This window comes from Winogradskyella wichelsiae (assembly GCF_013403925.1).
Classification (GTDB): Bacteria; Bacteroidota; Bacteroidia; order Flavobacteriales; family Flavobacteriaceae; genus Winogradskyella; species Winogradskyella wichelsiae.
The window spans coordinates 261,219-277,478 of record NZ_JABFDJ010000005.1; the positions used below are offsets into that span (position 1 = coordinate 261,219).

Below are 16,260 nucleotides of genomic sequence, written 5' to 3' on the forward strand. Positions count from 1 at the left end.
ACATTATATATGAAACATGCTAAATCAACACTTCTAATTTTATTAATACTTTTCACCGTTTGGTCTTGTAAAGAAAACGAGGAAAAAACAGAACCACAAGTAGAACAGGAAGCACAAGAATTTAAAGTCGATTATGAAAAATTCACTTTAGATAATGGCCTACAAGTCATTCTTCATGTTGACAAATCAGATCCTGTAGCCGCTGTAGCCTTAACAGCACATGTAGGTTCTGCACGTGAAAAAGCAGGAAGAACAGGTTTTGCTCATTTATTTGAACATTTACTATTCTTAGAATCTGAAAATCTTGGCAAAGGTGGTTTAGACCAAATGAGTGCTCGTATTGGTGGCTCTGGTGCTAATGGATCTACAAGTAGAGATCGCACCAATTATTTTCAAACCGTACCCAAAGATGCCTTAGAAAAAATGATTTGGGCAGAAGCAGATAAATTGGGTTATTTTATTAATACTGTAACAGACCCTGTTTTAGCAAAAGAAAAACAAGTGGTTAAAAACGAAAAACGTCAGCGTGTAGACAACCAACCTTATGGTTTTAATTCTAGCGTTATAAATAGTAATTTATACCCTGAAGGTCATCCTTACAGTTGGGAAGTTATTGGATCTTTAGAAGATTTACAAAATGCCACTTTAGAAGATGTTAAGGAGTTTTACAAACGTTGGTATGTACCAAATAACGTCACTTTAACCATTGCAGGAGATATTGATATTGCACAAACGAAAACTTGGGTAAAAAAGTATTTTGATGAAATCCCAAAAGGTGAAGACATCCTTGATGTAAAAAAACAACCTGTAACTTTAACAGCGACAAAACAATTATATTACGAAGATAATTTTGCGCGCTTACCAAGGTTAACAATGGCTTGGCCAGGAGTACCGGAATACGATAAGGATTCTTATGCCCTAAGTGTCCTGACAGATTATTTATCTAATGGAAAAAAAGCACCATTAAATAAAGTCTTAGTTGAAAAAGAAAAGCTTACCGATAATGTACAATTTTATCAAAACAATGCTGAAATCGCAGGACAATTAATGCTGAGCGTTACCGCTTTTAATGCTACTCATTTAGACACTGTAGCAGCAGCAATAAAAGAAGGTTTAAAAGATTTTGAAACTCATGGTATTTCTGAAGCTGACTTAAATAGAATTAAAGCAGGACAAGAAACTGATTTTTACAGAGGACTCTCTAGTGTTTTAGGCAAAGGATTTCAGTTAGCTCAATATGAAATTTTTGCAGGTGATCCTGGTTTTATTAATCAAGATGTACAACACATTTTAGCAGTCACTCCAGAAGATGTAATGCGTGTTTATAACACTTACATTAAAGGAAAGAATTTCATCGCAACTAGTGTTGTACCAAAAGGACAAGGTAACCTAATTTTAGAAAATTCTGAATTAGCAAATATCGTTGAAGAACAAATTATAGAAGGTGCTGAAGCTACTTTTGATGCTAGTATTGCGGCAGATTATGAAAAAACACCAAGTAGTTTTGATCGCTCTCAAGAACCTGATTATGGAGAAAGTCCGGATTTAATAATTCCTAAAGTTTGGAAACAAGATTTAGCTTCTGGAATTAAAGTTTTCGGTATCGAAAATACAGAAGTTCCTTTAGTAGAATTTGAACTTGAAATAAAAGGAGGTTTACTGTTAGAACACATCGAAAAGGTTGGAGTTTCTAATCTTATGGCTAGATTGATGAGCAAGGGTACAAAAAACAAAACACCCGAAGCTTTAGAAAATGCTATTGAAAGTTTAGGTGCTCAAGTTTATAGTTACGCTACTGAAAATAGTGTTACTATCGCCGGGACTACTCTAGCCAAACATTTTGATGCCACTATGGACTTAGTAACGGAAATGTTATTAGAACCACGTTGGGATGAAGACGAATTTCATTTATTAAAACAAAGTACGATTAGTGGTATTCAACGTCAAAAAGCAAATCCTAATAGTATAGCCTCTCATGAATTTGCTAAGCAACTATATGGCGAAAACAATATTTTAGCTTACAATAATAATGGTACAGAAACATCTGTAAACTCTATTACCATAGCAGATTTACAAAACTTCTACTCAGAAAAGTTAACACCTCAATTGACAAACTTTCATGTGGTAGGTTCTATTTCAGAAACAGAAGTTGTTAATGCTTTACAAACCATTAATAAAAACTGGAAATCTAAAGTGGTTACTATCCCTGAATTGCCTGAAGCAAAGTTCCCAGAAACTTCTAAAGTTTATTTTTATAATGTTCCTGGTGCTAAACAATCCGTTATAAAATTTGGTTCCCCTTCATTAAAAGCTACTGACGCAGATTATTATGCCGCTTCTGTTATGAATTACCGCTTAGGAGGAGGTAGTTTCGCTTCACAATTAACACAAGAATTAAGAGAAGGAAAAGGCTATACTTATGGTATTCGCTCTGCGTTTAGTGGAGATGCAAACAAAGGAGAATTCGCAATTAATAGTGGTGTACGTACAAACGTAACTTATGAATCGGCAGCTTTAGTAAAAGAAATTTTAGAAAATTATGGAATTAATTTTACTGAAGATGATTTAGAAATTACAAAAGGTTACACTCTAAAAAGTAATGCTCGTGCTTTTGAAACGTTAGATGCTAAATTAAGTATGCTAAGTAATATTAGTAATTTGGGTTATGCCGATGATTATGCTAAACAACGTGAAGCTATTGTAAAAGCCTTAACCGTTGCTGATGTACAAGCTTTAGTTAAAAAGTACATTACACCAAATCAAATGATTTATGTGATTGTTGGTGATGCTAAAACACAATTAAGCAAGTTGAAGGCATTAGGATTTGGTGCTGCTGTGTTGTTGAATTAACAGAGTAACTGTTATATTTAAAGGTATTGGTGATTTAAATTTTCAATACCTTTAAATATAATTATAAAATTAGGAGCGTTTTCTATTAGTTTGGTCGCTAAAAATCTAAAAGCATCAAAAGCCTTTTATGAAACTTTAGGATTTTCTATTTTTGGTGGAGATATAGACCAGAACCATCTTATTATGAAAATGAATCTTCACTTGTGGGTTTGTTTCAAGGTCTGTTTGAAAATAATATTATCTCTTTTACCCGTGGTTAACATCAAAATGTAATAACACTTAAAACTTTTGATGATGTCCGAGACATTCAAAAAATATTTAAAAAGTAATAACAATATATTAGAGAACGCAGCGAATGAAACGACTTTTGGCCCTGCAAGTTTGTTGTTTTAGATCCCGATAGTCACGTCATATTGGTCGATCAGCATATTTCATCCAATTTTAAGCACTGCAAACTTCACATTGTCCGGTTAATAAAATATCGGTAGAATCTACTATATGATTTTTTATAGATGGAATTTTGATCTCAACAGATAAGCACTCCACCTTATTACATTCCGTACACTGAAAATGCGGATGCTTATCAGAATGATGACTCGCAGAACAGCCTTTACATTTAGCATACCACTTTAAACCATCTTTCCCATTAAAAGAATGGATAATTCCATCTTGCTCAAGACGATCTAAAATTCGATACACTGTTGTTTTATTCATCTTATCTTTTACAATTTCAATAAGGTTTACAACAGATTTAGCCTCTTGCTTTTCTTCAAATATTTGTAATACCGTTGTTACTGACTTTGTTTTTCTAATGATTCCCATAAAACAAAATTAATGCAATTAAGTTGCATTTACAAATAGATTTTTCTACTTTCGCGACTGAGTTGCATTAACAATTATAATTTTATGATACAGATACAAGATGTGAGTAAATCATTTAAGGGTGATTTTGCTGTTCAAAACTTAAATTTAGAAGTTAAGAAAGGGGAAATTTTAGGTCTTTTAGGCGCTAACGGAGCAGGAAAATCTACTACAATAAATATGTTATTAGGATTTTTAAATCCCGATTCAGGGAACGTCTATATTAATAAAATTGATACCAGTACTAATGCGCACGATACCAGAAAACTTATAGGTTACATTCCTGAAAATGTCAACCTTTACCCCTATTTAACCGGTTTAGAGAATTTAGATTATTTCTGCAAACTTGCAGGTTTAAACTATACTAAAGATGAGTTAGAGAATTACCTCAGCACGTGTAGTTTATCGAGTGATGCGCATCATAAAAAAGTGAGTGGTTATTCTAAGGGTATGCGTCAAAAAGTGGGTATTGCTATCGCTTATGCTAAAAAAGCAAAAGTGTATTTGTTAGACGAACCAGCTAGTGGTTTAGACCCACTTGCAAGTAACGAACTATCAACACTACTGCAAAAACTCGCCTCAGAAGGTGCTTCAATTTTAATGGCTTCTCACGATATTTTCCGTGTAAGAGAAGTTTGTAATCGCATTGGTATACTAAAGAAAGGAATTCTAGTAAAGGAGCTAAACAGCAAAGATGTAAGCGCTAACGAACTAGAAACTTTATATCTACAATTTATGCAAAATTAATACTTCCATCATGTTTCAAATTATAAAAAATGAATGGCGATTTTTAGTGCGGAGCCGTATATTCTTAGGCATAACTATAGCCTTTAGTGCCATTATGTTACTTTCTATTTTTTTGGGAAATTATCAAATAAAAAAACAAGAGCAAACCTATCAAAATGCAAAAGACCATGTTCGGCAGCAATGGGTAAGTATTGATGAAATGAATCCTCATAGTGCGGCACATTACGGAACATATGTATTTAAACCTTCCAATTTATTAAGCAGTCTCGATGAAGGTGTAAATAGTGTAACCGGAAATGTGCTTCGGGTTGAAGGCCATGTACAGAATGAGATTATTCACTCTGAAGCATCACAAATGCAAGCCGTCTCTAGATTTGGAAAATTAAAACCGTCATTATTACTTCAATATATTGTCCCTTTACTCTTAATATTTCTAGCGTTTAACAGCGTTAGTAATGAGAAACAAAGTGGGCGACTTAAATTATTAGTCTTACAAGGCGCTAAACCTATACAACTAATTTTCGCTAAAACCCTATCCGTTTGGTTATATGGCATATTGCTATTAACTTTTATAATGACGGCTTACGCCCTGTTTAATTCGCAAAACTTAAGCACAGATATTGTAATCCGAACGGGTCTATTTTTTTCAACCTATAGCCTCTACTATTTTATTATTTGCGGGCTCACCGTTTTCTTTTCTGCACGTTGGCAAAACGCAACCGTTGCTTTGACTTCAATGTTGGGTATTTGGATTATTTGGACGATGTTTATCCCTAATATTTTAATGAGTTCTGCCGAAAAATGGCATGCGCTTCCGAGCCGAAATGAATTTCAATCGGCAATGACCGAAGACCGTTCAAAAGGTTTAGATGGTCACAATCCTACCGACAAGCGAAGTATTGAATTAAAGGAAAAAGTACTTAAAGAATACGGTGTAGATAGTGTCTCTCAACTTCCTCTAAACTTTGATGGTATGCGAATGCAAGCCGATGAAGATTATGGCAATAGCGTTTGGGACAAGCATTTTGGTAATAACAGAGCTATCTTAAAACAACAGAAACAAAGCTTTCAATTAGGCGGCATTGTCAATCCGTTTATTTCGCTACAAAATACAAGTATGGGCTTTATGGCTAGCGATAACTTACATCATCAAGCGTTTTTATTACAAGTAGAAAATTACAGGAGAGTCTTTATTAAAATGCTAAACGACAAGCAAATTTTCGGCGGTTCTAAAACAGGTAACTGGAGCTGGAAAGAAGACAATGCCTTTTTTAAATCTGTTCCTGATTTTGAGTACAAGCCGACTCAAATTTCAGAAGTGCTTTCAAACTATATGTTAGATATTCTTTTAATGATTTTATGGTCAATTCTTGTGATTATACTTATTGTTTATGGAACCAAAAAAATAAAAATTATATGAGAAGTTTAAAAACATTTTTATTCGAATGGAAACATTTCGTTGGAAGTCCTTTTAAAATTTTAGCTGTATTACTTTTTATCATAGCAAGTATGTATGGTTTACATAATGGTGCCGATTTATATCATAAACAAAATGCTGAAATAGAACGAATCAATGAAGAAGTTGAAACTAAAAAAGCGACAATACTTTCTTATTTTAAAAACAATGAAAAAGGACCGAGTGAACATCCTTGGGTTGATATTACAACTCCATTTTGGGCGATTTATAACACACCAACTTATCACTTTAAGAATCCATCACCAACATTAGTTTATAATATTGGACAAACCGAACAATACGGGTTTTATAAATTAATTACCACATCGAGTAGCGGTTATGATGCAGATATGACTAAGGAAATTGCTAATCCAGAACGCATACAGTCTGGCACCCTAGATTTTTCATTCGTCATCTTATTTCTATTACCACTTCTATTATTAGTCTTGCTGTACAACATAAAAGGCCAAGAATCAGAACATGGCTTTTTACCATTGATATTTGTTCAAACAGGATCAAAAAATTGGTGGCTACTATCAAGAACGGCGTTTTACACTGTTCTTCTTCTAATTGTAATATTTGGATTAATGGTTTATGGTGCGATGCTTACCAAAGTATTTGTTGCAGATACCATGTTTTGGAATCTTCTGCTTTGGGTGACGCTCTATCTTTTCTTTTGGATAACTCTATATTTTCTAATTTTAAAATATGGAAAAAACACAGTTTCCAATACACTACAAATGGTTGGAGTCTGGCTACTATTTGCTTTCATTATTCCTGCAACCGTACAACAGTGGATTGCGATTGAAAAACCGACCAATTTAATGGTAGATCTCATTGATGTGAGTAGAGACAAAAAAAGTGAAATTAATGCACAACCGATAGCGGTAATTGATGCCCAACTTTTTCAACTGTATCCCGCTTTAAAGGAAACTAAAGTCGCTAAAGATACCATTATTGTTCAGAAAGTGAGAGGTTATTCATCTGAAGCATTAATTAATTTAGAAATAAAAAAAGCAACTCAAAGCATCGAAGCCGATAATCGTATCAAAAATGAATTGATTTCAAAAACCTATTGGTACAATCCTATCACCTACTTTCAAAACAAACTAAATCAACTCACTCATACCGATTATAAGGACTATGAAGCGTTTAGAAATAACATTCGAAAAAGTGTAGATACGCGTATTAAAATGATGGTTTTTGATACTTGGAATGACATTACCATAGATAAAGAAAAATATTTAGAATATAATTCAACACTACCCAACAATGCATACTATTAAAAAACTACCCGTTACGGTATTGAGCGGCTTTTTAGGAGCTGGCAAAACCACCCTATTAAATCATATTTTACACAATAAGGCAGGTTTAAAAGTTGCCGTAATTGTAAACGATATGAGTGAGATAAATGTAGATGCTAATTTGGTTAGCAGCGAAAACGTACTATCTAGAACCGAAGAAACACTCGTTGAAATGAGTAATGGCTGTATCTGCTGCACGTTGCGTGAAGATCTAATGATTGAAGTAGAGCGTCTGGCTAAAGAAAACCGTTTTGATTACTTGCTTATTGAAAGTACAGGCATTAGCGAACCTGTACCTGTAGCGCAAACCTTTTCATTTGTAGATGAAGAAAATGGTATAGACCTTTCCCGTTTTAGCTATGTTGACACGATGGTTACAGTTGTAGATGCCTTTAACTTTTTTCAGAATTTCGGAAGTCCTGAAACCTTAGCACAACAGAAACTTTCAGATATTGAAGGCGATTTTAGAACCATCGTCAACCTACTCACGGACCAAATTGAATTCTGTAATGTTATCGTATTAAATAAAACCGATTTGGTTTCTAAATCGCATCTCGGACTTCTAAAAGCGACCATATGTCGTTTGAATCCATCTGCAAAAATTATTGAAGCTAGTTTTAGCCAAATAGATCCTAAGGAAATTCTAAAAACAGGATTATTCAATTTTGAAGACGCAGAACAAAATGCCGGATGGATTGAAGAATTAAAAAAAGATAAACACACGCCTGAAACTGAAGAATACGGCATTGGCTCTTTTGTTTTTAGAACTAAAAAGCCCTTTCATCCAGAACGGTTTTGGAATTATGCACAACACGAATTCCCGCAAAATATACTACGAAGTAAAGGCTTATTTTGGATCGCCTCGAGACCCGAACAAGCCCTAATTTGGGGACAAGCAGGAGGATCCTTGCGAGCTGACAATGCTGGTGTATGGTGGAGCAGCATGAGTTTTCAACAACGCATTGAGCAAATGGCATTTGTAGAAAACCAGCACACCATTGAAGCTGATTGGCATACCATATTTGGCGATCGAAAAAATGAAATTGTCTTTATTGGTCAGCATTTAGATGAACAATTAATCAGAAATCAGTTAGAAAGTTGTCTGCTTACGGTATCAGAACTCGAATCAATGGCATGGCAGAACGGATTTCAGGATAATTGGCCAGTCGAAAGCGTTTATCCTTTGGGAGAATAAGTATAACTAAAAACGCTAAAATTTAGAGAAATCATAACTAAAATGACTCATTCAAAAAAGATATATTGGGCATATAAATTAGGTGCTATTAGTGCTTTTCTCTGCATAGTTCACTGTCTTACTGTACTTATATTGCTTACACTCGGCATCGGCTTTATAAGCAATCCGATTATAGCCTATCTCTTAATTACTATTGCGTTTGTTTCAATTTATAAAACCACTAATGGCCGCTTTTTAGAACCAATTAGCATTTTTTTATGGTTAGCTTTTATAGGGTTCTCTATTTCAATGCAATTAGAAGCTGAAGTTTTTGAATATACTATGTTTCTTTTTTCAACATTCATTATTCTCGGTCATTTTTATAATATGACATATTGCCGTAAATAATAACATCCAATAATATGAATAATTTTTTAAATATGAGAGATAAAGAACAAATTGAAATTATAGGAGACAATCATTTTAAAATGATCATGCATGAGATGGGATTAGATTTAACCGATGATAGTTTGTCTGGCACACCATATCGTTTTGCAAAAATGTATGTAAAAGAGCTATTTTATGGATTAAACCCAATAAATAAACCGAAACTTTCAACCTTTAAAAATAAGTACGGTTATAAAAAAATGCTTGTGGAACAAAATATCACCATTGATTCTGCCTGCGAACATCACTTCCTTCCAATAATAGGACATGCTCATGTCGCATATATCCCTAAAGATAAAGTTATTGGACTATCTAAAATAAATCGTTTAGTTGATTATTATGCACGTCGCCCGCAGGTTCAAGAACGATTAGTTCTTCAAATTTTAAATGATCTACAAGATGTTTTAGACACCAAGGATGTTATTGTTTCAGTAACAGCAAAACACCTTTGTGTTTCCACAAGAGGAATAAAAGACCAGAGTAGTTTTACGACCACTTTAGAATACGGAGGTTGTTTTTCCGAAACTGCAATCCGAAACGAATTTTTAAATATTATATCACATTAAAAAATTAGCCATGGAAAAATTATCAAGGCGAACATTTATTAAACAAAGTAGTTTTACGCTAACAGCTTTAGCGTTGCCTTTTCCTTTAATCTCACTTTCAAAATTAGATACTATGACAGCTAAAAATGCATTTGAAATAATTATCATTGGAGGAAGCTATTCAGGGCTTTCCGCAGGAATGACCTTAGGTAGAGCCTTGCGACATATATTAATAATAGATAGTGGCAACCCCTGCAACCGTCAGACACCACATTCTCATAATTTTATTACACAAGACGGCAAAACACCAAAAGAAATAGCAACAAGTGCCAAAGAACAAGTGGAACAATACTCTTCTGTAAAATTCCATGATGGATTTGCTATACGTGCTGTAAAAACACCCAATGGATTTGAAATCACAACTCAAAACAACGTTAAATTTATAACAGAAAAGCTCATTTTTGCCACTGGTGTAAAGGACATAATGCCTGATATAAAAGGATTTTCAGAATGTTGGGGCATATCTATAATACATTGCCCATACTGTCATGGTTATGAAGTAAAGAATGAAGAAACAGGTATTTTAGCTAATGGTGATATTGCATTTCACTATGCGCAACTCATCAGTAATTGGACAAAAAAGCTCACCATATTTACTAATGGAAAATCGACTTTAACACAAGAGCAAATTGCTAAAATTAAGACCCATAACATTCCTATTATTGAAAAAGAAATTACAGCTTTAAATCACAAAAACGGCCATCTAAAAAACATCATTTTTGCTGACCATTCTACCTTTCAACTTAAAGCCATTTACGCAAGACCAGCATTTGTACAGCATAGCGACATCCCAAAACAATTGGGCTGCGAATTAACAGAACAGGGCCTTATAAAAGTAGATATGTTTCAAAAAACAACCGTAGAAAACATTTTTGCTTGTGGTGATAATTCAAGTCCGTTCCGAGCGGTATCGCATGCTGTTGCCTCAGGAACTACCGCTGGAGCACTTCTTAATAATGAAATGACTGAAGTAGAATTTTAAACTTAACAACATGTTTTATATATTATAAATTATTGGTGCAAAAATGCCAATAATAGTATCGTTAAATAACTACCATTATAATTTTCAACCCACTTGTTTTTGAATCTAAAAAAACATTATTTTTAATTAAGGAAACACTTAATATAAAAGTATATGATTCACCCAAAAACAGAGTTAAAATTTATAAGCCAAGAGATTGGTTATGGAGTTGTTGCCACTGAATTTATACCAGCAGGCACCATTACTTGGGCTTTAGATCAGTTAGATCGCGAATTTACACCCGAAATGTTCAACGCCATGGATTCTATTTATAAGACGATTCTAGACACCTATTCTTATAGAAATAATAAAGGCAACTTTGTATTATGTTGGGATAATGGACGGTTTGTTAATCATAGTTTTAATTCTAATTGCCTCACTACAGCTTACGACTTTGAAATTGCCGTTAGAGACATTCTACCCGGCGAGCAACTAACAGATGATTACGGTTATTTAAATATTTCGGAACCCTTTGAAGCTTTTGATGAAGGCACAGAAAGAAAAATAGTATTTCCTGATGATTTGGTTAATTACCATAACATTTGGGACCTTCAAATTAAGTCTGTTTTCAATAAAATTTTAGATAACGAACAGCCTTTACAACCCTTAATAAAAAATGATTTATGGTTAAAAATTAATCGTATCGCTAAAGGAGAGGAAGAAATGGATTCTATTTTAAAAAATTATTACTCAGAAAGAAAATAAATGGCTCATTCAAACTATTGAAACCAGATAACAATGCTGAAGTCTCTTTATTCAATTTCTCTAACCAAGGACTCATGTATAAAACCCTGTACGGTATCATTCAAGCGAACATGAAACCAACGGTCTGTTTTACCTAGAATTTTAAGTGGTCTTTTAGCGGCTATATCTTGAAGTTTTGTAGACCTCACATTGGCCCCCACTCTCAATTCATTTCTTTTAAGACGTGTTTCACCATTCAAAGCTAATGGAAGGCTTACAATCGCAATAGGATCAGGCTGTTTTACAAACGGCAAAGGATTTACAGCTCCGCCACTTGTGTAAATCCCAAAATGCAAGTGCGGACTTGTGGTTATAGCATTTCCTGTATTTCCAACAAACCCTAAGGTATCTCCTATTTCAACACGATTGCCCCCAGAAACCGCAATACTATCCAAATGCGCATAATAAAGCGATTGACCAAAAAGTCCATCACGGAGCCATACTTGTTTACCGCCCAAGCCACGATTTCCTGTTTTTGAAATAAAGCCTTTTGTTGCGGCAACCACAGGCGTACCGCGTTTCGCAAAAATATCAATACCTTCATGTGAACGACGCCCCCCACTCCGTGTGGCTCCCCAAAAACTTTGAATCGCTTTATTATCTTTTCCACTCACTGGAAATGCTAAAGTCGGTTCAGTGAAAAGTTTTAGGCCAAAATTGCGTTGTTGTTTTCGATTTGGAAGTATTACTATTTTATATCTTCCCGTTTGGGTCACATCAAACTCTAAATAATTTAAGCTTGATGTATTCGAAAGCATTGACTTTTCTTCAACTACCGAATCATTTTTAAATGAAAACACATCAATCGCTAGCTGCAAACTATCGGCATCACTATCCGATTCAATTTTAAAACGTTCACCGCGCTGTAAATTCAAAGTATAGGCTAAAATTTTAAAATCCGACGTATCCGATTTTGATTGCAACATTAACGGTAAATCCAATTCAAGATTATTTCGCTTGGCATTACGATAGGCTAATTCATAACGTTGAAAAATACTATCGTTATTTTTAAAATCACGTTCAAAAATTACTCGTGCAGAAGGTTTTGTGATAACATCAGCAACGTCCTGCACTTGTTTACAAGATGCTAAAATTAAAAAAAGGAATACGAAAATAAGGTTCAATTTCATACTTAATAATAACCATAAATTATACCAAAAAGTGTTATAGAAAGTCTAAAATATAGTTATAAACATCACATCATTATAAGAATAAGATTAAACTTTAAAGTGTAAACTGATACCTCAGTAGTAACAGCGTTTAATTAAAGGCTGCTAATTACAGTGCTAATAATCAATGTTAACCGTATGTTATATCTCTATTTGAGTCCATTCGAATTTTAAATGAGTTAAAGAAAAACAACAAAAACTTTAATTTTGAACAAACCAAAAAATAACGATTATGACAACAAAAAATACTCTCTTAATTATAGCTCTTATGATTTCCATGTTATCCTGTAAATCTGAAAGAGAGAAAAAAATGACCGTATCTGATGATGAAAAAGAAGCGATATCAGAAGAATCCGCAGATACAGTGCAGACCACTATAGGCGAATTGATTCTACCTAAACCCTACACAACAGAATCTGTTAGAAAAGAAAATAGCTTAGTCGATTGGCCAGAAGGCAAAATGCCAGTAGCTCCTGAGGGATTTACGGTGACCAAATTGGCAGACGGGTTTAAAAATCCACGATGGACCTACATCGCACCAAACGGAGATTTATTTGTTTGCGAAGCTAATACTAAAGATAGCGCAGGTCTTATTACCGTTCTACGAGATAAAAATAATGATGGCACCATTGAACTTAGAGAAACCTTTCTAGACGATTTAAAACAACCTTTAGGAATGCTTATTATTGACAACCATTTCTATGTTGCTAATACAGATGGACTCTATAAGTACCCTTATAAAACAGGACAAACAGCTTTAGATCCTTCAAAAGGTGAAAAGATAGTGAACCTTCCTGCTGGTGGTTATAATAATCATTGGACCCGAAATATTATTACTAACAAAGCACAAGATAAAATTTATATTTCAGTAGGTTCTGCTAGTAATGTTGCAGAATACGGCATGGATGAAGAAATTCGACGTGCTAATATCTTAGAAGTCGCTTTAGACGGCACGAATGAAAAAATTTACGCGAGTGGACTTAGAAATCCTGTAGGTATGGATTGGAATCCTGTTAATGGTGAACTTTGGACCGCAGTAAATGAGCGCGATAAATTAGGAGATAACCTAGTACCAGATTATGTCACTAGCGTTAAGCAAGGCGGATTTTACGGTTGGCCTTATGCGTATTTTGGGGCTATTGAAGATCCGAGATTAGAAGGTGAAGCACCAGACCTAGTCGCTAAAACCATAGTTCCTGATGTTTCGGTAGGTCCACATACAGCGTCATTAGGGCTAACGTTCTATGATGAAGGTAATTTTCCTGCTAAATATAAAAATGGGATTTTTGTTGGACAGCATGGTTCATGGAACCGTTCCGTACTTTCAGGATATCGTGTTGTTTTTATACCTTTTGAAAACGGAAAACCAACAGGAAAACCTCAAGATTTCTTAACTGGATTTATAAGTGAAGATAGTGACACTGATGTTTACGGAAGACCTGTTTGTGTCGCTGTTACACCATCTGGCGACCTATTAGTTAATGATGACTCTGGTAATACTATTTGGAAAGTGAGTTACAATAATTAAAATATCGGCATCTAAAAGAAACCAACCATTACAACTACTACATGAAATTTACACCTTTAAAACTATTGGCGGTTATTGCTTTAACCGCCTTTATTAATCCATTATATACCCAAAACATTAGTGGTCATGTGAATGATTATTCAAACAGCCCCATATCTGATGTTGCCGTTCTCTTAGATCATAAAATCATTGCTAAAACTAATGCGGAAGGTGTTTTTTCCTTACCTAAAGCCTATCTGCTACCATTATCTGTTGAATTAAAACACCCTAATTATTACATTAAGACCGTAACCTTAACTCAAAATAACAGTGTTTTTCAACTTTCTATTTTAGAAGACACTTTAAACCTTGAGGAAGTGACCATCTCTTCAACGTATCAAAAAGAAAGTCAAGTTATAATTCCAACAGCGAAAATTTCGTCACAAAAATTTGCCGAGTATAGTCCCGTAGATTTGGTTTCAGCTCTAAACGAAACACCTGGAGTTTATATTCAGAGTGGTGCCCTAAACACCAACAGAATTGTGATCAGAGGTGTGGGCTCTCGAACACTTTATGGTACTAATAAAATACGCGCGTATTTCAACGGCATACCCATTACAAATGGTATTGGAGAAACAGCCATTGATGCTTTTGATCCTGAGGATATTGGTAGTTTAGAAATTGTAAAAGGGCCAAAAGCAACTCAATACGGCACCAATTTAGGAGGTACTTTATTACTGAATTCAACACAAGCTTCAGAAGGAGAAACCTTTATAAAGAGCAATCTTACTATTGGGAGTTTTGGACTGATTAAAAACAATGTATCTGTTGCTACTGCAAATGAAAAATTAGCCATAAACTTGAATTATGACCATTTAAAATCAGACGGGTTTCGTGACAATAGTAATTATAATCGAAAAGCCGTTTTACTGACTTCAAATTACAAATTTAATGCTAAGAATGACATTGGAGTTTTAATCAACTTCACTGATTATTTTGCACAAATACCGAGTTCCATAGGTGAAACTGCATTTAATGAAGATCCTTCTCAAGCTGCTTTTACATGGAATGCTGCCCAAGGTTTTGAAGATAATAAACAGGTCTTAATAGGGTTTAATTATACCCATCGCTTTTCGGATCATTTTAGTAATACAACGTCAATTTTTTACAACTATCTCGATCATTATGAACCGCGACCTTTTAATATTCTAGACGAATACACCAATGGTTATGGTATAAGAACACTCTTTGCCAAAGATTTTAAATTCTTAAATCAAACCGCTCAACTTAGTTTTGGTGGAGAACTTTATAAAGACGACTATAATTGGAAAACCATTGAAAATCTCTACGAGAATAACGCCAACAATGGCAGTTTAGAAGGTGAACTACTTAGTGATAATATAGAAACCAGAAATAACCTTAATGCCTTTGCTACCGTAACATTACCTTTTACAAAAAAATTAAAAGCCCAATTAGGTATTAATGTCAACACCACTAATTACGAATTTAAAGATGACTTTAATATGGGGGAAAACAACAAAAATGCGGATCGTGATTTTGATCCCATAATTGCGCCTAATTTGAACGTCTTATACCAATTTACATCAAACATAAACGCTTTTGCAAACATCAGTAGAGGCTTTAACTACCCTTCTATTGAAGAAACATTGACGCCTGAAGGGGTTATTAATCCAGACCTAGGGCCTGAAACAGGTTTTAATTATGAAGTTGGTAGTGAACTATTTTTATTTAAAAGAAAACTGCGATTTCAGCTTACTGCATACTTATTAGATATTGATAATTTATTGGTAGCAGATCGCGTTGGAGATGATCAATATATTGGTCGTAATGCTGGTAAAACAGAACATAAAGGTATTGAATTATCTGCTTCATATGCACAGAAATTTACAAATGGATTTTTACTTTCACCTTACATTAATGCCGAAATTACAGACCATCGTTTTATAGATTTTGTTGATGACCAAAACGATTACTCAGGCCATCAATTAACTGGGATTCCTAAGGTTAAAATGAATGGAGGTCTTCAGTTAGGCTTAAAAAACTTCAACTTAAACACTAATTTTATCCATATCGGAGAGATGCCATTAAACGATGCTAACACTTTATCTTCGGATGCTTATACCGTTTTCAATACCAAATTATCTTACAAGAATTCTATTGCGAAGAACTTCGATATTGAAATTAATATAGGTGTGAATAATTTTACAGATGAACAGTATGCATCATCGGTATTAATTAATGCCGTAGGCTTTGGCAATTCAGAACCACGTTATTATTATCCCGGAATGCCTAGAAATTGGTTTAGTGGCATTAAGATTGCATACGCTATTTGATCTCAAAGCATGGAAACCACA

12 protein-coding genes are annotated in these 16,260 nt (G+C 34.3%); 10 read left to right on the forward strand and 2 right to left on the reverse strand.

Annotated elements, in window-relative coordinates; all coding sequences use genetic code 11:
* Positions 1-9: 9 nt before the first annotated feature.
* Positions 10-2,850, forward strand: a complete 2,841-nt coding sequence (locus HM985_RS12145; protein ID WP_179376518.1) for a M16 family metallopeptidase — start codon at positions 10-12, stop codon at positions 2,848-2,850.
* Between the two features lie 441 nt (positions 2,851-3,291).
* On the opposite strand, the gene HM985_RS12150 is transcribed toward HM985_RS12145, so the two are convergent.
* Complete coding sequence (locus HM985_RS12150) at positions 3,292-3,672, reverse strand: Fur family transcriptional regulator (RefSeq protein ID WP_179335296.1); 381 nt, start codon at positions 3,670-3,672, stop codon at positions 3,292-3,294.
* A gap of 84 nt (positions 3,673-3,756) precedes the next feature.
* On the opposite strand from HM985_RS12150, the gene HM985_RS12155 reads away from it, so the two are divergent.
* The 7 genes from HM985_RS12155 (at position 3,757) to HM985_RS12185 (ending at position 11,170) form a co-directional block, all read left to right on the forward strand.
* On the forward strand, positions 3,757-4,458 hold the full coding sequence (locus HM985_RS12155) for an ABC transporter ATP-binding protein (RefSeq protein ID WP_179376519.1): 702 nt from the start codon (positions 3,757-3,759) through the stop codon (positions 4,456-4,458).
* Positions 4,459-4,468: 10 nt separating this feature from the next.
* Entirely contained in the window at positions 4,469-5,878 is a 1,410-nt protein-coding gene (locus tag HM985_RS12160; protein ID WP_179376520.1) for a DUF3526 domain-containing protein, read from the forward strand.
* Positions 5,875-7,200, forward strand: coding sequence for a hypothetical protein (locus HM985_RS12165; RefSeq protein ID WP_179335293.1), 1,326 nt, complete (start codon positions 5,875-5,877; stop codon positions 7,198-7,200). The genes HM985_RS12160 and HM985_RS12165 overlap by 4 nt, the downstream gene beginning before the upstream one ends.
* Positions 7,187-8,413: a GTP-binding protein gene (locus tag HM985_RS12170; RefSeq protein ID WP_218841433.1), complete on the forward strand. Its 1,227-nt coding sequence runs from the start codon at positions 7,187-7,189 to the stop codon at positions 8,411-8,413. The genes HM985_RS12165 and HM985_RS12170 overlap by 14 nt, the downstream gene beginning before the upstream one ends.
* 419 nt (positions 8,414-8,832) lie before the next feature.
* Positions 8,833-9,405, forward strand: a complete 573-nt coding sequence (folE, locus tag HM985_RS12175; protein WP_179376579.1) for a GTP cyclohydrolase I FolE — start codon at positions 8,833-8,835, stop codon at positions 9,403-9,405.
* A 112-nt stretch (positions 9,406-9,517) separates the two neighbouring features.
* Positions 9,518-10,426 (forward strand): NAD(P)/FAD-dependent oxidoreductase, encoded by a 909-nt coding sequence (locus tag HM985_RS12180; protein ID WP_218843418.1) that lies wholly within the window; start codon positions 9,518-9,520, stop codon positions 10,424-10,426.
* Between the two features lie 153 nt (positions 10,427-10,579).
* Positions 10,580-11,170, forward strand: coding sequence for an SET domain-containing protein (locus HM985_RS12185; protein ID WP_179376522.1), 591 nt, complete (start codon positions 10,580-10,582; stop codon positions 11,168-11,170).
* Positions 11,171-11,217: 47 nt separating this feature from the next.
* Here HM985_RS12185 and HM985_RS12190 read toward each other — a convergent pair whose 3' ends face one another.
* Entirely contained in the window at positions 11,218-12,339 is a 1,122-nt protein-coding gene (locus tag HM985_RS12190; RefSeq protein ID WP_179376523.1) for a peptidoglycan DD-metalloendopeptidase family protein, read from the reverse strand.
* Between the two features lie 271 nt (positions 12,340-12,610).
* On the opposite strand from HM985_RS12190, the gene HM985_RS12195 reads away from it, so the two are divergent.
* Together HM985_RS12195 and HM985_RS12200 are read left to right on the forward strand one after the other, a co-directional pair.
* The gene (locus tag HM985_RS12195) at positions 12,611-13,906 is read left to right on the forward strand and encodes a PQQ-dependent sugar dehydrogenase (RefSeq protein WP_179335289.1); all 1,296 of its coding nucleotides are present in this window, start codon (positions 12,611-12,613) and stop codon (positions 13,904-13,906) included.
* A 41-nt stretch (positions 13,907-13,947) separates the two neighbouring features.
* Positions 13,948-16,239, forward strand: a complete 2,292-nt coding sequence (locus HM985_RS12200) for a TonB-dependent receptor family protein (RefSeq protein ID WP_179376524.1) — start codon at positions 13,948-13,950, stop codon at positions 16,237-16,239.
* Positions 16,240-16,260 lie beyond the last annotated feature (21 nt).